The sequence below is a fragment of the Moorena bouillonii PNG genome (assembly GCF_001942495.1).
GTDB classification, from domain to species: domain Bacteria; phylum Cyanobacteriota; class Cyanobacteriia; order Cyanobacteriales; family Coleofasciculaceae; genus Moorena; species Moorena bouillonii.
On sequence record NZ_MKZS01000001.1, the window covers coordinates 3,545,706 to 3,563,421 of the forward strand.

Annotated in this window: 16 protein-coding genes; 10 read left to right on the forward strand and 6 right to left on the reverse strand. The window is 44.3% G+C overall.

The window, feature by feature from the left end:
• Positions 1-662: 662 nt before the first annotated feature.
• Positions 663-1,394, forward strand: a complete 732-nt coding sequence (locus tag BJP37_RS14445; RefSeq protein ID WP_075899749.1) for a response regulator transcription factor — start codon at positions 663-665, stop codon at positions 1,392-1,394.
• A gap of 554 nt (positions 1,395-1,948) precedes the next feature.
• Here BJP37_RS14445 and BJP37_RS14450 read toward each other — a convergent pair.
• On the reverse strand, positions 1,949-3,874 hold the full coding sequence (locus BJP37_RS14450) for a caspase family protein (protein WP_075899751.1): 1,926 nt from the start codon (positions 3,872-3,874) through the stop codon (positions 1,949-1,951).
• 289 nt (positions 3,875-4,163) lie between these two features.
• On the opposite strand from BJP37_RS14450, the gene BJP37_RS14455 reads away from it, so the two are divergent.
• The 3 genes from BJP37_RS14455 (at position 4,164) to BJP37_RS14465 (ending at position 6,379) form a co-directional block, all read left to right on the forward strand.
• Positions 4,164-4,706 (forward strand): hypothetical protein, encoded by a 543-nt coding sequence (locus BJP37_RS14455; RefSeq protein WP_075899753.1) that lies wholly within the window; start codon positions 4,164-4,166, stop codon positions 4,704-4,706.
• Positions 4,707-4,750: 44 nt separating this feature from the next.
• Positions 4,751-4,921 carry a 50S ribosomal protein L32 gene (gene rpmF, locus BJP37_RS14460; RefSeq protein WP_075899755.1) on the forward strand — a complete coding sequence of 57 codons (171 nt, stop codon included), beginning with the start codon at positions 4,751-4,753 and terminating at the stop codon, positions 4,919-4,921.
• A gap of 615 nt (positions 4,922-5,536) precedes the next feature.
• On the forward strand, positions 5,537-6,379 hold the full coding sequence (locus BJP37_RS14465; RefSeq protein WP_075899757.1) for a universal stress protein: 843 nt from the start codon (positions 5,537-5,539) through the stop codon (positions 6,377-6,379).
• Between the two features lie 744 nt (positions 6,380-7,123).
• On the opposite strand, the gene psbM is transcribed toward BJP37_RS14465, so the two are convergent.
• The gene (gene psbM, locus BJP37_RS14470; RefSeq protein ID WP_044495836.1) at positions 7,124-7,237 is read right to left on the reverse strand and encodes a photosystem II reaction center protein PsbM; all 114 of its coding nucleotides are present in this window, start codon (positions 7,235-7,237) and stop codon (positions 7,124-7,126) included.
• 135 nt (positions 7,238-7,372) lie between these two features.
• Between psbM and BJP37_RS39220 the strand changes: the two genes are divergently transcribed.
• Positions 7,373-7,513 carry a hypothetical protein gene (locus tag BJP37_RS39220; protein WP_158069586.1) on the forward strand — a complete coding sequence of 47 codons (141 nt, stop codon included), beginning with the start codon at positions 7,373-7,375 and terminating at the stop codon, positions 7,511-7,513.
• Positions 7,514-7,619: 106 nt separating this feature from the next.
• Here BJP37_RS39220 and BJP37_RS14475 read toward each other — a convergent pair whose 3' ends face one another.
• A complete protein-coding gene (locus BJP37_RS14475) occupies positions 7,620-7,949 on the reverse strand; it encodes a 2Fe-2S iron-sulfur cluster-binding protein (RefSeq protein WP_008191595.1) in 330 nt (109 codons plus the stop codon).
• Between the two features lie 395 nt (positions 7,950-8,344).
• A complete protein-coding gene (locus tag BJP37_RS14480; protein ID WP_075899759.1) occupies positions 8,345-10,216 on the reverse strand; it encodes a TolC family protein in 1,872 nt (623 codons plus the stop codon).
• Positions 10,217-10,578: 362 nt separating this feature from the next.
• Between BJP37_RS14480 and BJP37_RS39225 the strand changes: the two genes are divergently transcribed.
• Positions 10,579-10,728: a hypothetical protein gene (locus BJP37_RS39225; RefSeq protein ID WP_158069587.1), complete on the forward strand. Its 150-nt coding sequence runs from the start codon at positions 10,579-10,581 to the stop codon at positions 10,726-10,728.
• A 921-nt stretch (positions 10,729-11,649) separates the two neighbouring features.
• Here the strand turns inward: BJP37_RS39225 and BJP37_RS14485 are convergent.
• Positions 11,650-12,711 carry a mannose-1-phosphate guanylyltransferase gene (locus tag BJP37_RS14485; protein WP_198954048.1) on the reverse strand — a complete coding sequence of 354 codons (1,062 nt, stop codon included), beginning with the start codon at positions 12,709-12,711 and terminating at the stop codon, positions 11,650-11,652.
• Between the two features lie 668 nt (positions 12,712-13,379).
• Between BJP37_RS14485 and BJP37_RS14490 the strand changes: the two genes are divergently transcribed.
• Both BJP37_RS14490 and BJP37_RS14495 read left to right on the forward strand, forming a co-directional pair.
• Positions 13,380-14,819, forward strand: a complete 1,440-nt coding sequence (locus BJP37_RS14490) for an LCP family protein (protein WP_075899763.1) — start codon at positions 13,380-13,382, stop codon at positions 14,817-14,819.
• A 33-nt stretch (positions 14,820-14,852) separates the two neighbouring features.
• Positions 14,853-15,359 carry a pentapeptide repeat-containing protein gene (locus tag BJP37_RS14495; protein WP_075906093.1) on the forward strand — a complete coding sequence of 169 codons (507 nt, stop codon included), beginning with the start codon at positions 14,853-14,855 and terminating at the stop codon, positions 15,357-15,359.
• Here the strand turns inward: BJP37_RS14495 and BJP37_RS14500 are convergent.
• A complete protein-coding gene (locus BJP37_RS14500) occupies positions 15,345-16,055 on the reverse strand; it encodes a GDSL-type esterase/lipase family protein (protein ID WP_075899765.1) in 711 nt (236 codons plus the stop codon). The two genes, BJP37_RS14495 and BJP37_RS14500, sit on opposite strands and share 15 nt — an antisense overlap.
• Before the next feature lie 677 nt (positions 16,056-16,732).
• Here BJP37_RS14500 and BJP37_RS14510 point away from each other — a divergent pair.
• Positions 16,733-16,963 (forward strand): DNA-directed RNA polymerase subunit omega, encoded by a 231-nt coding sequence (locus tag BJP37_RS14510; protein WP_070393102.1) that lies wholly within the window; start codon positions 16,733-16,735, stop codon positions 16,961-16,963.
• A gap of 74 nt (positions 16,964-17,037) precedes the next feature.
• Complete coding sequence (locus BJP37_RS14515) at positions 17,038-17,706, forward strand: hypothetical protein (RefSeq protein WP_229415315.1); 669 nt, start codon at positions 17,038-17,040, stop codon at positions 17,704-17,706.
• The last annotated feature ends 10 nt before the right edge of the window (positions 17,707-17,716 follow it).

Consider the following 17,716-nt stretch of genomic DNA (forward strand, 5'->3'; position numbering starts at 1 on the left):
TGGGAATTAGTCATTTTCTGCTGGTGAGGCTACCGCGCGTTACTTAATAAGCGCATTTGATCCGCCTGTGGGCCATGCTAAGCAAATGGCTACGCTACGTGATAGGTGCGCTTTCAGCTGTTTGTGCGCTTCTCTTGGTGCGCGTTCCCTTGGCGAGGAAACCTCGCGCCTTGTCGCACCGCTTCTGCATTAAGAATCAAATTCCCGGGTCGGTGCGCCTTTCGGCAAAGCCGACCCGGGGCGCGAACGGGCGCGCACCTGTTGAGAATTTCCTCTAACCGTTGGAATGGGAAATCGTGCCAACCCCTATGACAAGTGGTTTTGGCACCACTAACCCCTTATACTCATAAAGTGTAAAGATTATAATAAGTAACTACCCATAGGTGCGCTCTTACTTGGCGAATTAAATTCGCCACGGGTCGCACCTCCTGTAACTTCTCAAGAACTTTATATCTGATACCGTAATAGTTTTTGACAAATGCTTTCATTCCAGCTAACTTTAAGTGATCGTTGCCAAGAGATGCTCTTTTGGAAACTCTATCCCAAACTCATAAATATCTACAACTACCAATAGGTGGAGATAATGAGGATTTTTACCAAAACTTTACAAAGTTACTCTAAAAATCAATAAACTATAAATCTCACCCCCCTAGACGTTAATGATGGGTAAAATTCGTGTGGCTCTCATTGAAGACCATGATCTGACTCGGATGGGTCTGCGAACAGCCCTCCAACAAAACGGTGAAATTGAATTGGTGGGCGAAGCAGCCAATGCTACTGAAGGACTAAAGTTACTCGCGGAATCTAGACCAGATATCGGAATTGTCGATATTGGTCTTCCTGACATGGATGGAACTGAATTAACTAGACAATTCAAAGAGTTTCAAGCTAAACAGGATGATTCTAAACAGGATGATTTCCCCACCAAGATTATGGTACTGACCTTGCAGGATGATCAAGAAGCTGTACTAGCAGCTTTCGCTGCTGGAGCTGACTCTTACTGCATGAAAAATATAACTTTTGATCAATTGGTAGAAGCTCTGAAAGTGACCTATGAAGGTAATGCTTGGATTGATCCAGCCATTGCCAGGATTGTACTTGAGCAGATCAAACCAAGTAAACATACTCAGCCTGCTGACGCTAGTGAAACGATCGCTATCCATGCTGCTCCCAATGAATACAATCAAATGATTGAAGCTTATCCTTTAACGGAAAGGGAATTAGAGGTTTTGCAGTTGATTGTAGAAGGTTGCAGCAATGCTGTGATTGCAGAAAGGTTATATATCACTGTGGGAACTGTCAAAACTCATGTCCGAAATATCTTGAATAAACTCTGTGCGGATGACCGTACCCAAGCAGCTGTCCGTGCCCTCCGCTCTGGCTTAGTTATTTGAGATTATACCATAGAGTAACCTTTGACAGTTATAAGGTTAGTTGGTTGAAGGTTGTTCGCGTAGCGTGGCCAATAGGCCAAGGTTGAAGGTTGAAGGTTGAAGGTTGTTCGCGTAGCGTGGCCAATAGGCCAAGGTTGAAGGTTAGTTGGTTGAAGGTTAGTTGGTTGAAGGTTATTAGGTTGAAGGTTAGTTGGTTGAAGGTTATTAGGTTGTTCGCCCTAGGGGTCCGGTGTAGGGTAGGTTGAACATTAGAGCCTTAACAACTCAAAGCCGGATGTATAATTTGCAACCTATAACTGGCAAGCTGTAACCTTCAACCTACCCTACGGGAACGCCAAAGGCGAACAACCTTGGCCTTTCGGCCACCCGTGCGCGTTCAACCTGTAACCTTCAACCTGTAACCTTCAACCTGTAACCTTCAACCTGTAACCTTCAACCTGTAACCTTCAACCTGTAACCTTCAACCTGTAACCTTCAACCTGTAACCTTCAACCTGTAACCTTCAACCAACCTTAAACCTTCAACCAACCTTAAACCTTCAACCCAAATGACTATCAAGGTCTACCTTGCTGCCATCTAGCGATCGCTTCTTGGGCAGCCCCATAGTAAGGGGTATCTTTTGGGACTAATTTTGCTGTGTTAATTGCGGAGAGAAACTTGCCTCGCGAGGCACGGGACTTAGCAATACCATAAATCTTATCGCTAGCTTGAGCAATTAACGCTTGTGCTGTGGCATACTTCGGTTGACCCGGTGGAATCTTACGCAGGGTTGCGATCGCACGATTATAACTAGACGCTTGATTACGTTGGACTTGTTTGATGGCTGTTTGGATAGTCTGTTGATTCTGAGACTTCTGTTGGGCGAGAATCTGCCACTGTTTAATGGCATCGTTAGCCAAAGCATAAACAGAAGGGTTATCTTCAGGAACTAGCTGGGCAGCTGCGATCGCTCCTTCAAAATCACTTTTTTTTGCCCGTTTCGTGGCTAGAGCCAAAATTGACTGACTCCAACGAGTGATATATTTTTGTGTCTGCTCATAAAGAGGATCCCCAGGTTTTACCTGACGGGCAATTGCGATCGCATCGCTATACACAGATGCCTGTTTCGGTTCAACTAATTGTCTTGCCTGGTCCAAAGCTGCTTGATTCGCCTTGATCAGACTCGGTTCCAGGGATTTCTGTGGTTTAGTTTCCAGGGGTTTACTCTTAGAATTTGGCAAGGGAGCTGGAGTTGCCTGGGATTTTGACGCTGTAGGCAATGTTACTGGGGAATTCCTGACCTGATTAGTCTCTGGTACTGTGGTAGTTAATCTGGTAGTCTCTGTGTTTTTGATAACCTGCTGAGTAATCAAGCCTTCCTGGTTACGGACAACAGTTAAGCTCACTAGTCCTAACAACAAAGCTATACCACTACCCCAAAACAACCATTCTCGCCATGAGGATAACTCTTCTGTATCAGTTTGAGGCTGACTGTCTGAATAAGAAACTAAAGCTACTGAGTCAGATAAGGTTTGGTTTGAGCTGTCAGTGTTAGTGGGTGAATAACTATTCGGGTTTTGCGTTACCACCGATAAAGGTTTTTTTGTAAATTCACTCTCAAGGTGCGCGCCTCCAAGGCCGGGGAACCCCGCCTTGGGTGGCACCTCAAGATTATTGCCATCTTCCGAAAAAACGACCTTAGTAGCTTTTGAGTCAGTGATCGGGTCAGCCCATTGATTTTCTGGTGGTGAGCTTGCCCCTTCAGGCCAAATGTGTTGTTGTCGATACTCCTGTAAAGGAATCACCGTAAGAGGAATCTGAACTGGTCGCCAATGGTGTTGGCTCAACTCCGGTAAGCGCTCCCTGAGATACTCTTCAAGATTCTCAAGGGTAATGTCAGTATGATAGTAACGCAGTGCTTCTAGAAGTGCTGAGGTGAATAAGCCATTCCCTAGAGCCGAAGCTTCGTGAGAAAACTGGTTGAGTTGACTAGAAAGTATCAGGGAAATACCCATTTGGTAGGCTAATTCCACTGTTTCAGCACCAACCGGTTCACCAGATGGCATTCCCGGTGATCGGTTTATGTCTAACAATACCAGGATTTTATTGCTCCCCATAGTCTTGAGAGAGGAAAACAGGCATTCTATTGGTATACCTGTTCCTGGAATGTCATCTGGGTTGCCATCAATCGGCATGAGGTAGTCAACGTTATCCCAACTGACCCCGCAGCCACTGAACAAGAACCAACGCCAACTTTCTCGGGAAGCTGGACTCTGGCGAATCCTGTCGAGACATCTTAAAATATTTTCTCGGTTGGGGTAGGTTAAAACATCATCAATCGGTGGTGAAGTATCAGTTAATAAAAGAAACTCACTGGGTTGCAGATGAGCTTGCTCTACAAAAAAACCTTGTAGTCTTTGAGCATCTGCTTGACCATAGTTTAGAGGTTGTAAGAACTGATAGTGGTTGATGCCAATTGCTATACCAGCGTAATTTGCCATTTACCCCATACCCTAGCGGCTGAAACTCGTAAATTTTATACCTAATTTTAGGTATGCCTAAATTTCTTACTATTGCTGTAGTTTCCCCTTACAGGCAAATTCTAATTTAACCCTGTTTAGCTTAACCTAACGGCTTAGCTTTATTTATTAATTAATTAATTATAACACTATCGAACCTAGTCCACCTTTCAAGGCTCTCGAAGTACTTTCTGTCAATCTAGTGGATGTAAAGATTTTCCTTCATGATAAGAATTGACCTTTTTTCAGCCTAATCAGAGGATACAAGACTATGTTATCCAAAGTAATCCGGCTATTGGTGTTACCCGGCTTAGTAGGGGTTAGTTGGTTGACGACAGTTGCCATTGTTCCCCAAAGCGCCGAAGCCAAGACAGCCCGTATTAATGTTACCCTGAATCGTGAGCCTGATGAAACTTACCAAGGCTTTATGCGCCGTGCTGAAGTAGTTGCTAGAGCAGCAGCTCAACGCAGCTTCGATAGTGATATTTTGACTACAAAGGTAGCGATTACTATTCTAGGGCAAAATCAAGGAGAAATTGCCCCAGTCTTGTTGTTAGAAGTCAGCCGTCCATCCTGGCAAAGACGACCGGATGCCAAGTATTGGGCAACTTATTTTCCCAATACCCAGTTCCTACTGCGAGTTGAGGAACCTGATTTTTCCCCTCAAAGTCAACCACAGTCACTGGAACCAGCTTCCCCAAGTCCTCAGGAACCACCAGCCAACAACCAGGCTCCTGAGCCGCCAGCCAACAACCAGGCTCCTGAGTCATCATCACCTGACAACGAGATAGAAGACCGAGATACAAGACAATAAAATAAGATAGAAAAGCTGTCTAACAAATTAAATAATTTATACTTATGGCTGTTCCTAAGAAGAAAACCTCAAAATCCAAACGGGATAAACGTAAAGCTAACTGGAAGCGCAAAGCGCATCTGGAAGCACAAAAAGCCCTCTCTCTCGGTAAAGCAGTCCTGAGTGGGCGTTCTAGCTTTGTTTATCCAACACAGGAAGAAGAAGACGAAGAGTAGGTTTACTACTCCCCACCGGGCTTCGGACGGCGTATCGCTTTTTCCCCATGGTTCCGGTGGGTTAGGTATCACGAAGACAAAGCGCTATACACCCTGTTGCCCTAACACCTCTGAGACTTTCGAGTCTCCAAGCTACTTACCTAGCTTAATAGATCTGAAGCTAATACTGAAGCTAGGCGTGATAGTCCTCACTTATCAAGGAGTGCTGTCTTCTGAGCGCCGTTAATAAATTTTCAAAATTTTCTAGCCTCATTATCAGTATCCTGGTCAGTATATACCAGGTAAAGTCAAACCCCCAACCCCTACCGGACAACTATCTGATGTCACGGGTTGCTGGGGATTGAACTGGCATATCTAAACTTGATTTCTGTTCGTTAACTTTTGGTGGTTAACAATTAACAGAAAATCATGATTCGGGCTGTGGCAATTAGATGTACCACAGCTTAATACCATTGAGTTGAGTTTTAAGTAAGTGCCAGACAATTTACCCAAAATTTTTAAGGGTTAATTGTTAGATTTTGCAAGTCAATTTTGCAAGTCAATTTTGCAACTCAATTTTTCATCTCAATGGTCAGTAACCAATCATAATTTAGTAACTCCAGCAAGAATTGCCCAATGATAAGAAAAATTTTAATATCTGTAGCTGGTCGGGGACTGTGTGAAGAAATGTTCAACATGTTGGCCGAAATTCCTGCCATACAACAGGCATCGGTCACAGTCCTACATGTAGTGCCTCCTCAAGTCACAGCAGAAGCCATGTCAGCTAAGTTAGAAGAGGGGGGTAAAATTTTAGCAGATGCGGTCAAGTCGTTAAAGGTTGACCCCAGCAAAATCACTCCCAGACTGAAACAAGGAGACCCTAAAAATATCGTTACCCAAGTGGCAGACGAAGAAGAAACCGACCTGATTATTATGGGTTCGAGAGGACTAACTCGCCTAGAAGCGATTTTAGAAAACTCCGTTAGCCAATATGTCTTCCAATTGTCCTCCCGCCCAATGTTGTTGGTCAAAGACGATGTCTACGTCAAACAAATCAGACGGGTTATGGTCGCAATGGATAAATCTGATGCTGCTCAAAATTCCTTCGAGTTGGCTCTATCCCTAGTGCGAGATATGAAGAATGCTCAACTATATCTAGCTCGTGTCATCCCCGAAGCCAAACCTGACCAACTGATGAGCAATGCAGAAGCAGACCCAGTTCTGGCAGACGCAGCAGCAAAAGCCAAAAGGCTAGGTGTTTCTTACCGTTGTGTTCTAAGTGGCGGTAAGGCCGGACCAGGAATCTGCGAGTTAGCAGAGGACAAGAACATCGACTTGCTGATTCTCGGTTCTCCTGACCGTCGCCCTTCTATCGCCAAGAGTTTAGTAGATTTAGATCGATTACTGGGGAATTCTTTATCAGACTACGTCAGAGTCAAAGCCAATTGCCCAGTGTTGTTATCACGCACAACTACTTGAAGCAGTAAGAAGCAGTCAGTTATTAGCCATTAGCCATTAGCCATTAGTCATTAGTCATTAGTCATTAGTATTGCTAGTAAACCTCTTTTTGGTTACAACTTGCTTAAAAAGGGTTCATGATCAAGGCTTAATGACAAAGGGTTAATGACTAATTATTTAAACTTCCACCTACTTGAGATTTCACATACTTTAGTGGTGGGAGGGAGAGTCATAAATCGAGTAACAATAGCTGACTTATCCCGCCTACTTTAGTGGCGTGATAAGTCAACTTCACCGTTATTTAATTGAAATTAATTAGACAACGTTAGACAACGTTAGACAAAAACCCCCTTGGACTTTCATCCTGGTAAGAATCCCACGCTGACCTTTAGGTGACATACTCCTACACTGACTGTTACTGGCAGTGCCAGACGCTACGGGAACGATTTCAGTGTAGGCTTCTTGCCAACTCCACCCAACGGTTAGGATACAAGGCCGTAGGCCACGCGGGGCGCGTTCGGCAAGCTTTATTAACGACACGGGATGCCCCTCCGCACCGGAACAATACAAAAGGTTCTTTTTTTTTAATTAGTAGGTGGCGGTTAGCTCTTAATTTATTTCCCTACTACTTCCATTATAGACGATTATAGACGATAGCAAAGTATCAAAGTTCCGCCTCCGCCATTCATCCCACGCCGATCTTGCTCCTAGGTCGCCGTGCGGCTCGAACGATTCGGAAGTGGGGCTTCTGGCGGATGAAGCTAACTAGTTTCCTGAGCCTTCACGGCTCGCGGTTTGGATATAAAGAATTAGCAGGAAAACCGCAGGCACCAGCACAAACAAAATGCTGGCAACAAACCCTAGATCGTTAACTTGCATGATTATTAGTTCCTCTAAATCGTTTTTAACCCACGCCCTATAGGATACCATTAACACGGCTGTTCGCGAAGCGTCGCCTTCGGCGAATCGAAATAGAAGATTGAAATATAAGCCTGGCAAGAGGAAATCCGGCTCATGGTAGATAAGCGGGTTGAAAATCCTGGTGAGATACATTCCATTGTCTTAGCTTTATTCCCTAGTCCCTACTCCCTACTCCCTGCCCTTTGGGCTACGCTACGGGAACAAACCCAAGAAGAAACCACCTCACCCAATTGATAAATGTTATAAACCCTGTTATAAACCCTATGTAAGCTTCTATACAAGGAGTGGGAATTCAACTGACAATCTCTCGCCAGCTAGCCCTTAAAATCTCTTGCTATGGTTAGATGGCAGCAGATGGGGATTTGCTCTTCAGGGTTGGTTTAGTTTTAACACTCACCGGTCCATTCACCAAGACTTGACAGGCTAATCGGTAAGTATCTGGCTTTTTCTTTAGTTTCCGATTTTCCACCTCAGTTCTAGGGGATAAATTTTCTATCCCTGCCACAATTTCCACAATACAGGTACCACATTGACCATAGCCGCCACAGTTCACCAGTTTGCCCCGAAACGTGTAGAGATCTATGCGATTTTGCAGCATTTTCTCTCGTAAGTTCGCTCCATTGGCAGCAATGACTTCTTGGTCTTCCTTGACAAATTTGATATTAGCCATGATTTGTCCCAAGTCTGATCTTATTTTCTGATAGTATTTCTATTTTATTAAGGAATGTTAAAAAAATAAGCATCCCTGGTTAATGGTTCATGGCTAAGTTGGCCATAAACCATTAACCTTAAACCAGATGAGGTACTCTGTCAATTGAGTTGTGAGAGTTAGGGCATGGTTAATGGTATTAGATGTTAAAGGTTAGTCCTTAATGGCTAATACCTAAGGTCTAATACTTAGGCTCTCATACCTAAGGTCTAATACTTAGGCTCTCATACCTAAGGTCTAATACTTAGGCTCTCATACCTAAGGTCTAATACCTAGTGCCTAATCCTTAGGATCTAATACCTAGTGTCTAATTGGGAGGAGTCTAGTTTACCCCTTCATTCAATTTTGATGGAATACTACGGAATATCAGTAACTTTACTGTCTGGTAGATTACTCACTGCCCGTTGCAAGTTGGCCAAAGCGCGGTTGTAGCCCAGAATTGCAGTAAGTTGGTTAATCCTAGCCCGGGTAAGGGCAGTTTGCTGGTTAATTACGTCGGTTTGGGTACCAACCCCTGCCTGAAATCGTAACCGAGCTAGCCGGAGACTCTCTTCTGCTACTTCTAGGGCAAAGGATGCGGTTTCAATACTCTCTTCATTGGAGTTTAATTGAGAATAAGCTTGTTCGATCTCAAAGCGTATTTGATCCCGTTGGTTAGCAAAACTGCTTTCAGCTACGGCAACATCAATATCTTCCTGCTTTGCTCTGGCCATGGCTGCTCCGCCATCAAAGAAATTCCACTGGAATTGTGCCCCTACCGAGTAACCATCACCAAAACCCAAAGTATCATTTAAGTCATCCAATAGGTCGATTTGACCAAATACACTCAACTGGGGCCTGACCGCAGCCAGAGCAATGGTGCGCTGTTCCTTGTTGATCTTTCGTTGTACCAGTTGCTGTTCTAACTCAGATCGGTTTTTATAAGACAGGATCAGGCTCTGTTCTAGAGATAAATCCCAACTTCCAGCAATTTCGATGGGATCGGCTGCGGTAATTTCTGCGGATTGAGATAAGTTTAATAACTCCGCCAGCTGACGTCGGGCTATACGTTGGTCACTCAGAGCGTTGGTCAACCCTTGAGAGTCATTGGCTAGCTCAACCTGCTGTTGCAAGACCTCAAATCGGGTTCCTAAACCAGCTTGTTCCAGTAACTCGGTATCCCGTAGAATCTGAGCGGATTCGGTGACTGCCGCTTGGGAAATCTCAACTCGAGCATCAGCTTCTTGCAAATTGTAATAGGCAAGGGTGACCTGAAGTCGAATCTCTTCAGAGAGGCGTTCTACCTCCAGCTGCTGTAAGTTTAGCTGTTCCTCAGCTAGACGGACTTGTGCTGGTCGTTGCCCACCAGTGTATAGGTTATAATTTAAACTTAGGGTTGCAGTGAAACTTCCTGACGGCCCAGGGTTTGGCGTACGCTGAGCTGGTGGCACAGTCTCTTGACCTTGAGCGTCACGTGTTGCCTGAGCACTTATCTGGCCTCTTGCACCCTGTCCATAATCAATTCGTGCACTTGTTGACAAACTGGGATACCAAGCAGTTAAGGCTTCTTGAAGAACAAACTGATTACGTTCCAAGTTCAGTTGCGCTTGCTGTAATTCCTGATTATTACGCTTTGCCAATTCTATGGTCTGTTGGAGGGTAATTGGCTGTGTGACATCTATCTGCACTTCCTGGCTTTGGGTGGGAAATGATAACGGATTGGGGTCAGGATCAAGAAACTCTGGCGCTGAGGTTCCAGAGGTTCCTGAGCTTCCAGAGGTTTGTGACATTAACTCAGGGTTTTCCTCTGTGGCAGATTCAACTACCGTATCCTCACCAACGTCTACGGATTCCGTTCGCGAAGCGTCGCCTTCGGCGAATGGCGCTGCCAGCTCAGCCACAGCAGGAATCGACTCCTCTTGGTTTGCCTGATCACTAGGCAGGATGGTTTGATCAATAATTTCTTGGACTAATTCTGCTTCTGAAGGTGAGGAATCTACAGAGGAAATAGACTCCTGTTGCTCTGGTTGCTTGGGAGCTGGGGTAGTGTTATTGATGACTTCTACCACTAGCTCCCCTAGCTCTGGGTTTGGGGCTGCTTCTGTTAAGGATTCTTGGTTAGGTGTAGCTACTGAGTTATTCTGAGGCTTAGTAAGTGATGGTAAATCTTCTGAGGCTCCGGATTCCATGCCGCTCAAGGCAATTGCCGTCCCCACACCTACAGCTAATATATAACGAAAAGTTGGCATAGATTTTACAGTTGATTTTAGTCTTAGCAGAACTACTTCTCTTGCTCAATTTAGCAACCAATGGCAGGATAATGGCTTGCTATTGGGTTTAGCAAAGGAATATTCCCGGTTTGCATATCTAAATCAGGATTGAGCCTCAAATTGCCATTTTTTATAGGAGTTGCTCTTTAACAAGACTTTATTATAGTGGGCAATGGCTTCACAGTATCCTCATATTGGCAATTTTCTGTTGCAGGGAGAAAAGTGACTAGATGCGTTCGCTTTTAGCGGAAGCTTCGCTTCATCGCTTTTAGCAGAAGCTTCGCTTCATCGCATAACCCCTATCTCACACATTTAAATTGTGAATAGGGGCTGATGGGGAGATGGGGAGATGGGGAGATGGGGAGATGGGGAGATGGGGTGCATCTGATATTTGTAAAAAAGAAGGGGAAGTGTGGGGAGTGTGGCAAGTGTGGCAAGTGTGGCAAGTGTCGGGCACTGGCGTGGGAATTTGCGCGGTAATTTTCCCCTAATTGCATGGATTGAGATGCAGCCATTCTCTAGTCTACGTCAGTGCGCTCAATTACGATAACATTATTCTTTTTTTACCTTAGGTTAGATTGGGGTAAGGTTTAACCGCCGGACAAGTTTTCCAGCCTGCCACAATACCAAAGCATTATTTCTGTTTTTGTCAAGATTACTTTATGTTCAGGGTTAGTTGTGTTCCAAGGTTTTTGCGTTCGCATAAGCGCGGAAGCTGAGGCCGTTGGCCACGCTACGCGTTCGCGTAGCGTCGGCTTTGCCGAAACGCTTCATACCGTAGCGGCTCGTACCGAGCATCGCATTCTTTTGTTTACTATCTATTAATACTTTCTATTAATCATTAACAAATAAACAAAAATCTGTATGACTAAGGTGTATGGCTAAGGATTGACAGTGGGATAACCTTTTTTAAATAAAAAAGGCGTTAGTAATCTAGCCAGAGACCTTCCGCTATTCAAAACACCTAATTTAAAATAAGCAGACATAAAATTTATTAACCTATGCCGCAAAAAAACCTCAATAAAAAAAAATTAAATACTTACTTTTATTGATTGCGTTGATATTATTTACAATAATAGATGATTATTGGTTATAGTTTGTTAGGTATTTATAGGAGCTGTTAACTATTTCCTAAAAATCCATACTTTTTCGGTTCCCAGATCCGCTGTTCCCAGATCCGCTGTTCCCAGATCCGCTGTTCCCTGTTTATACACTTTATTGATGATCGCCTAACTTTGTATATTTTTAATTTATAGTTTTTTTCTAGTTCAGATTAGATAAATTAGTCAGGAAATTAAGAGCACCACTGACTCATAAATAATGATAAAACTCTGAACTATATATTCTGAAGCACTCTGACGTTAATCGTAATTATAATGTGGATCAACCTAGGAATTATTACAAGCGATTAATCACAAAAAATCTTGTAAAAGTGAATTATCTTTGAGAATTTTTATCGCTTGTTTTATGTCCTGGGTACGGTCTTTTTTTGCAATTAACGTAGCATTGCGATCGCGTACCACCAGCACATCGTCTAAACCAATAGTAACAATCACCTCATCATCACTACTGGAGTAGACAATTGCTCCTTGAGTATCCAGTTCCACATGATTAGCCATTGCTACATTTTTAGCATCGCCATTATGCAGGCGTTCTAAAGCATTCCAATCTCCCAAATCATCCCAACCAAAGGAAGCTGGTAAAACATAAGCTAGCTGTGTTTTTTCCATCAAAGCGTAGTCAATACTTTTCTTCTCTAGCTCAGCATAAGCCGCCACACCTTTTTCTTCTAAAGGGGCAATAATTTCTGGTGCATGGGTGCGCAATTCATCTAAAACTACCCCAGCCCGGAAAATGAACATTCCACTGTTCCAGCTGAATCGACCAGTAGACAAAAATTCCTCAGCGGTCTCTTGGTTAGGCTTTTCGGTGAACCGACTGACCTGATACACTGGCAATCCCTCAAACGTGCCAGTCTTATCACCTTGCTCAATGTAACCGTAGCCTGTAGAAGGGTATTGGGGGGTGATGCCTAAGGTTACAATCGATGACTCAGCGGCAGCCAATTGAGCAGCCGCCTTGATAGTTTGCTGAAACCCTTGCTCATCTTCAATCCAGTGGTCAGCAGGGAAAAAGCCCACTACCGCATCTTCTCCGTAAGCCTTAGCAATCTCTAGAGTTGCCCAAGCAACCGCTGGTGCTGTATCCCGTCCTTCTGGTTCCGCTAATAGATGCTTCTGGGGTAATGATGGTAGTTGTTGAGTCACTCCCTCAGCTAACATAGCAGAAGTAATCACCCACAAGTGTTCTGGCCCGACCGTCAGCTTACTCAATCGGTCAGCCGTTGCCTGCAAAAGACTCTTGCCACTACCATCCAAACATAAAAACTGCTTGGGTCGGTGCTTACGGCTCAACGGCCAAAACCGTTCTCCTTTGCCACCAGCAAGAATCACAGGGATGAGAGAGTTATCCATGATGTAGCCTTAACTGTAGTTTTCTGCTACATACTAACCTCACTTTCCCTGATTCAGCTGCTATTGGCTGTAGATTATGAAAAATGGTTAAAGTACTTCTTTAGCCATTACATTAGTTCTTACATTAGTCCTTAAATTAGTCATTTGTCCACCAATTCCTTCATCCCTGTTCAGGGATTGCTGTTGTGCATTGATCACAAAGGACTAATCACTCATTGATGTTCCTAAAAGCGCTTTCCCCAGGAGCTTTAGCCGTGGGTAGCCAAAGCGCTTTTTTCAATTAAGCCACTTTGAAGGTAGGCACAATGGTTTATTGGCTTTGACTTATAGACTTATAGACTTATAGGCAAAGAACGTAAGCATTCAGCCGTCAGCCGTCAGCTAAAAGCTCACGCTACTTGAGGTGCCGTCAGCCGTGAGCTAAAAGCTCACGCTACTTGAGGTGCCGTCAGCATTCAGCTGACGTAACAAAGATTAAACGAATGCTTACTTGTTTTATTTAAAAGCTCAGAGCTGATAGCTCAGAGCTGATAGCTCAGAGCTGATAGCTGAATGCTTACCAAAGAAGAATATCTTAAACTGTACCCACAGGCTACAGTTTAATTGGATAGCCAACTATAGGCTTGGAACTTGAATCCTTTAACAGTCATCACAATTCATAGGTAGATTTGGATACAGGTGTGATTAATAATGCCTCAGCTTCAACACCCCAACCATCACCCCAAGAGGGTGATACAGGAGTTTCCTACTCTCAGCTTGACCTGACTACAGACCTAGACGCTTCTGTGTCTGGATTAAGATTAACCTTTGCCCCCTATTTGCGGTGGGTATTCTGGAGTAGCGCTTTTGTCCTGACAGCAGTTATTTCTGCGGCTTTGGGAGCTACCTTAGCCCTAGTTACCCCATTGTCGCCCCTGATTAAATCCCATTCTCAACCCGAAAAGGCTAAAATCCCCCAGAATCAACCAGCCGCTTCTGAGCACAAGTCTTGGCGTAAAAGCTTTCCCTACAACCTGTCACGACCGGTGAATATCCTGGTGATGGGCATAGACCGAGTCCCAGATGCGTTGCCAGGTTCCCCAGAGGTTTTTGGTGGTCGCAGTGATACCCTATTGCTGTTGCGCTTAGACCCCAAGGACCACTCCGTGAATATGCTTTCAATTCCACGGGATACGAGAATAGAAATTCCCGGTGTTGGGATAGTTAAAATTAACGATGCCAATGTCAAAGGTGGATCTACCTTAACCGCAGAAGTGGTTAGCCGTACCTTAAATGATGTGCCAATTGATAGGTATGTGCGCATTACCACTGATGCATTTCGGGAACTTGTGGACTTGGTCGGTGGGCTGGAAGTCTTTGTGCCTGAGAGGATGGAATATGTAGATCTCACTCAGAAACTGGAAATTGATTTAGAACCAGGGTGGCAAACCTTGAATGGAGACCAAGCCGAACAATTTGCTCGATACCGAAAAGACAATGGTGATATTGCTCGGATACAGCGGCAGCAGATCTTACTCAAGGCACTGCGCCAGCGTTTAGTTACTCCCAGTGTCGTGCCTCGTTTACCAAAAATCCTGCGAGTGATGCAGCAGTATATTGATACTAATCTTAGCTTAGAGGAAATCTTGGCACTGGTCGGTTTTGGTCTAGAGGTTGGCAAAGATAATATCAGAATGGTACTCTTGCCCGGTCGATTCAGCAAGGCTGATGAATACATTGCCAGTTACTGGCTGATGAATTCACGAGGGCGAGACCGAGTGATGAGTGAGTATTTCGAGCAAGAGCCCAAATACAAGAGTTCATTAAAGCGCCGCCGTTCACCCCATCGGGTCAGAATTGCAATTCAAAATGCTACCGATGACCCAGAACTTGGTCGCCGTGTTGCCCGGTATTTAGCCAGAAATGACTTCTACAATGTCTATTATGTCTCAGATTGGCCTGACCGCTTGTCCCAGACTGAGATTATTGTTCAGCAAGGGGACATAAAAACAGCAGATATTGTCAAAAAAGTCCTGGGACTAGGTAGAGTAGAAGCATCCTCTACTGGTCATCTCAAATCTGAGCTGACGATTCGAGTCGGTGAAGATTGGTTAGAGAGGGAGTTTTAGGCTTTAAGTTTTAAGGAGTCAGGTTGACAAGTGATTAGGGTGATTTGGCGACGCTTATTGGGACTAATTTTAGTTCTGGTTATGGCTTGGCTATGGGTGCTTTTATCGGCTACTCCTGCCTATGCTCAGGAGAATACAGTGAATTATTCTCTTACAGATTTGAGTAATCGTGACTTTTCCCATCTGAATTTAGTTGGTGGCGTATTTGCAGGGGCTGAAATGCGAGGCACAAACTTCCAAGGTGCTGACCTGAGTGGATCTATCTTCACCAAGGCCAATTTATTGAAAGCGAATCTCGAAGGTGCAAATCTGACCAATTCTTTGGCAGATCGGGTATTTTTAGACCAAGCTATTTTGAGCAATGCTATTTTGACCGATGCAATTATGAATAGCACCAGGTTTTACGATGCCGAGATAACTGGTGCTGATTTTACTGATGCCTTGATTGACCGCTATCAGGCTAAACTGATGTGTGAGCGTGCTACGGGGGTAAATCCTGTAACTGGTATCTCCACACGGTATAGTTTAGGCTGTCCCTAGGCTTAAGGAGTTGAGTTGGGCTAAGGGGTTCCAGAGCAGGATGTCTTGTAATAATTGCTGATAACCAGCCACATTGGGATGGAGACCATCTGGAGATAGGTGTTGGAAGCACCAATCATAACCACGGGACGTCCATAAATCAAAAACGTCTAGATAGGGAATTTGACGCCTCAGACAAGCAAGGCGAGTTGCTTCTTTGTAGTAGTACTGGTCAGCATGAGTGTAGTAAAAACAATCGAGAAAGGGCATTTTCCTTTCATCAACTGGTACCATGCCCACAAATAGCACTGGACAGAGTTGCTGAGCTAGCTCAAGCAGATTGGCTAGTTCTTCCTGGAAACTCTCAAAATTAGTCAAATTTTTGCCATCGGGACGCGCCTTACGGGCTGAATCGTTAACGCCCACCGATAAAATAATGGCATCTGGTACACGGTTTCTGAGTTCACCACGACTGCGAAATTCATGCTCTAGTCGCTTGTGGACTTGGGTAACCCCATCACCCCGAACTCCTAAATTGTAGAGTACATGACCAGGACTATCGGGTAACATCCACTGACGTCGCAGTCGCTCTACCCAGCCGCCACCTTCTGGGTCTCCAAATCCATAGATCAGACTATCTCCGAGGACAACGAACTTCAGGGGAGTTATTTGGCGCTGATGGAATGACTCAAAGCTAGGAGCGGCAAGTGTTTGCATAGACAAGATTTATTTGGTCAGATAATTGTTAACAACTCGACACACTCAAGATAGCTTAGCAATGGTATGATCTTTTGTATATGTAAAAGGTAAATGTACCACAGGAGTAAATCAAGGTACTCTCACCCCTAAGGTCGCCCATGGATGCGATCGCATCCAAGCGATACTATTTAGAGATACCATGTAAAGACTCCATTTACACAGAAATTACCCATTGCCCCCTAGAGGTCTCTTGCCTTGGGAAACTTTACTCAGTAGTAACTCCCTGAGCAAGGAGGGTTAAGGGGTGAAAACCAACTAAACTCCGTAAGTCCTATTACAGATGGCATTTATACATAATCCGATTTACAGATGACCCCATTTACACATAAGTAGGCTGGGATAGTTTGGTAGAACTTCCCAGCCTTGGTTAGATATATAGTTTCGGTATAGTTAGTAGATTCGGTATAGATAGTACAAATTGACTGTTCTTTCTTATTATTGTCATAGATACCAAGCAATGTAAGTAGAAATCCCCCAACTTCACAAATTCTTTCACTTTTTGATGGTATATTATTAACCTCAAGAAAACTTTTGTGACTTGTATCAAGGGTAACCCCTAGTTGAGAAGTCAAGTATGCTAGGCTAGAGGGGGCGATACTGATTTTAAGCAGAAATAGCAATACCTGATAAATCTTATGCTGCACAAAAGCTATAACTTTGATTCTATCGACATTCTGCAACGGACGGAGCAGCTAGTAAGTGCAGCTTCTAATCGTTATCGGATCACTGTACAACTGGCCAACCGTGCCAAGCGCCGTCGCTTCGAAGATTTTGAAAGTCTAGATGAGCCATCCATGAAGCCAGTGCTGCGAGCAATTGTTGAGATGTCTGATGAACTGACGCAGCCAGAGATTATTGCGGACTAAGTTATTGTGCTGAGTGAGTCAGTGGGTTAGAGCGTCAGGGGCAAGACCTAGTTTCATCCCAAGGTTGTCTAAGAATGTTCCATAGCCGTCTCCAAGCAATGTACAAGACTAAAGGAATTAAACTAGCGCTAGGTTTAGCTCTTACCACTATGACCAGTGGTTTACTATTGCTGTGGGAATCCCACGACCAAGGGCCTGGTGTCTTCCAGTTCCTAGGAGCACAGCCTGCTGTTGCCCAGTTTTTTATTCCCCCAGAAATTAGCAAGGTAGTATATCAGCGTTTACCAGATTTACCACAAGAGAACCAATACATAAGTAAAGAAAGCGGTGAAGTAGCTGCCAATAATACCCTGGTTAACCGCTTAATTCGGTATCACGTCTATGGGAAAAAACGGTTGCCCAATTTCCGTTTTGATTGGAAATTGACCATGGCTGACTATCTAGGTGCATACGATTACCTAGAAGCATCCCAGTATCCCAGTGGGGATACCTTAACCGAAAATCCCATGGAAGGGGATATTGCAGCGATAGAACAATTAACTCGTGCCGAACGGGATGCACTAGTAAGCGTTTTGGTCAACATATTCAATCCCAATCGCAGTGAAACTGTGGCACCAGAGTCCAGCACACAACCATCACCTGCAACAACCTCCAATCCTACATCACCTGCAACAACCTCCAATCCTAGAAGAGGAGTATCTTTACCTAAACCAGGAGATGCTCAGTTACTCAAACCTAATTGACGTCTGGTTA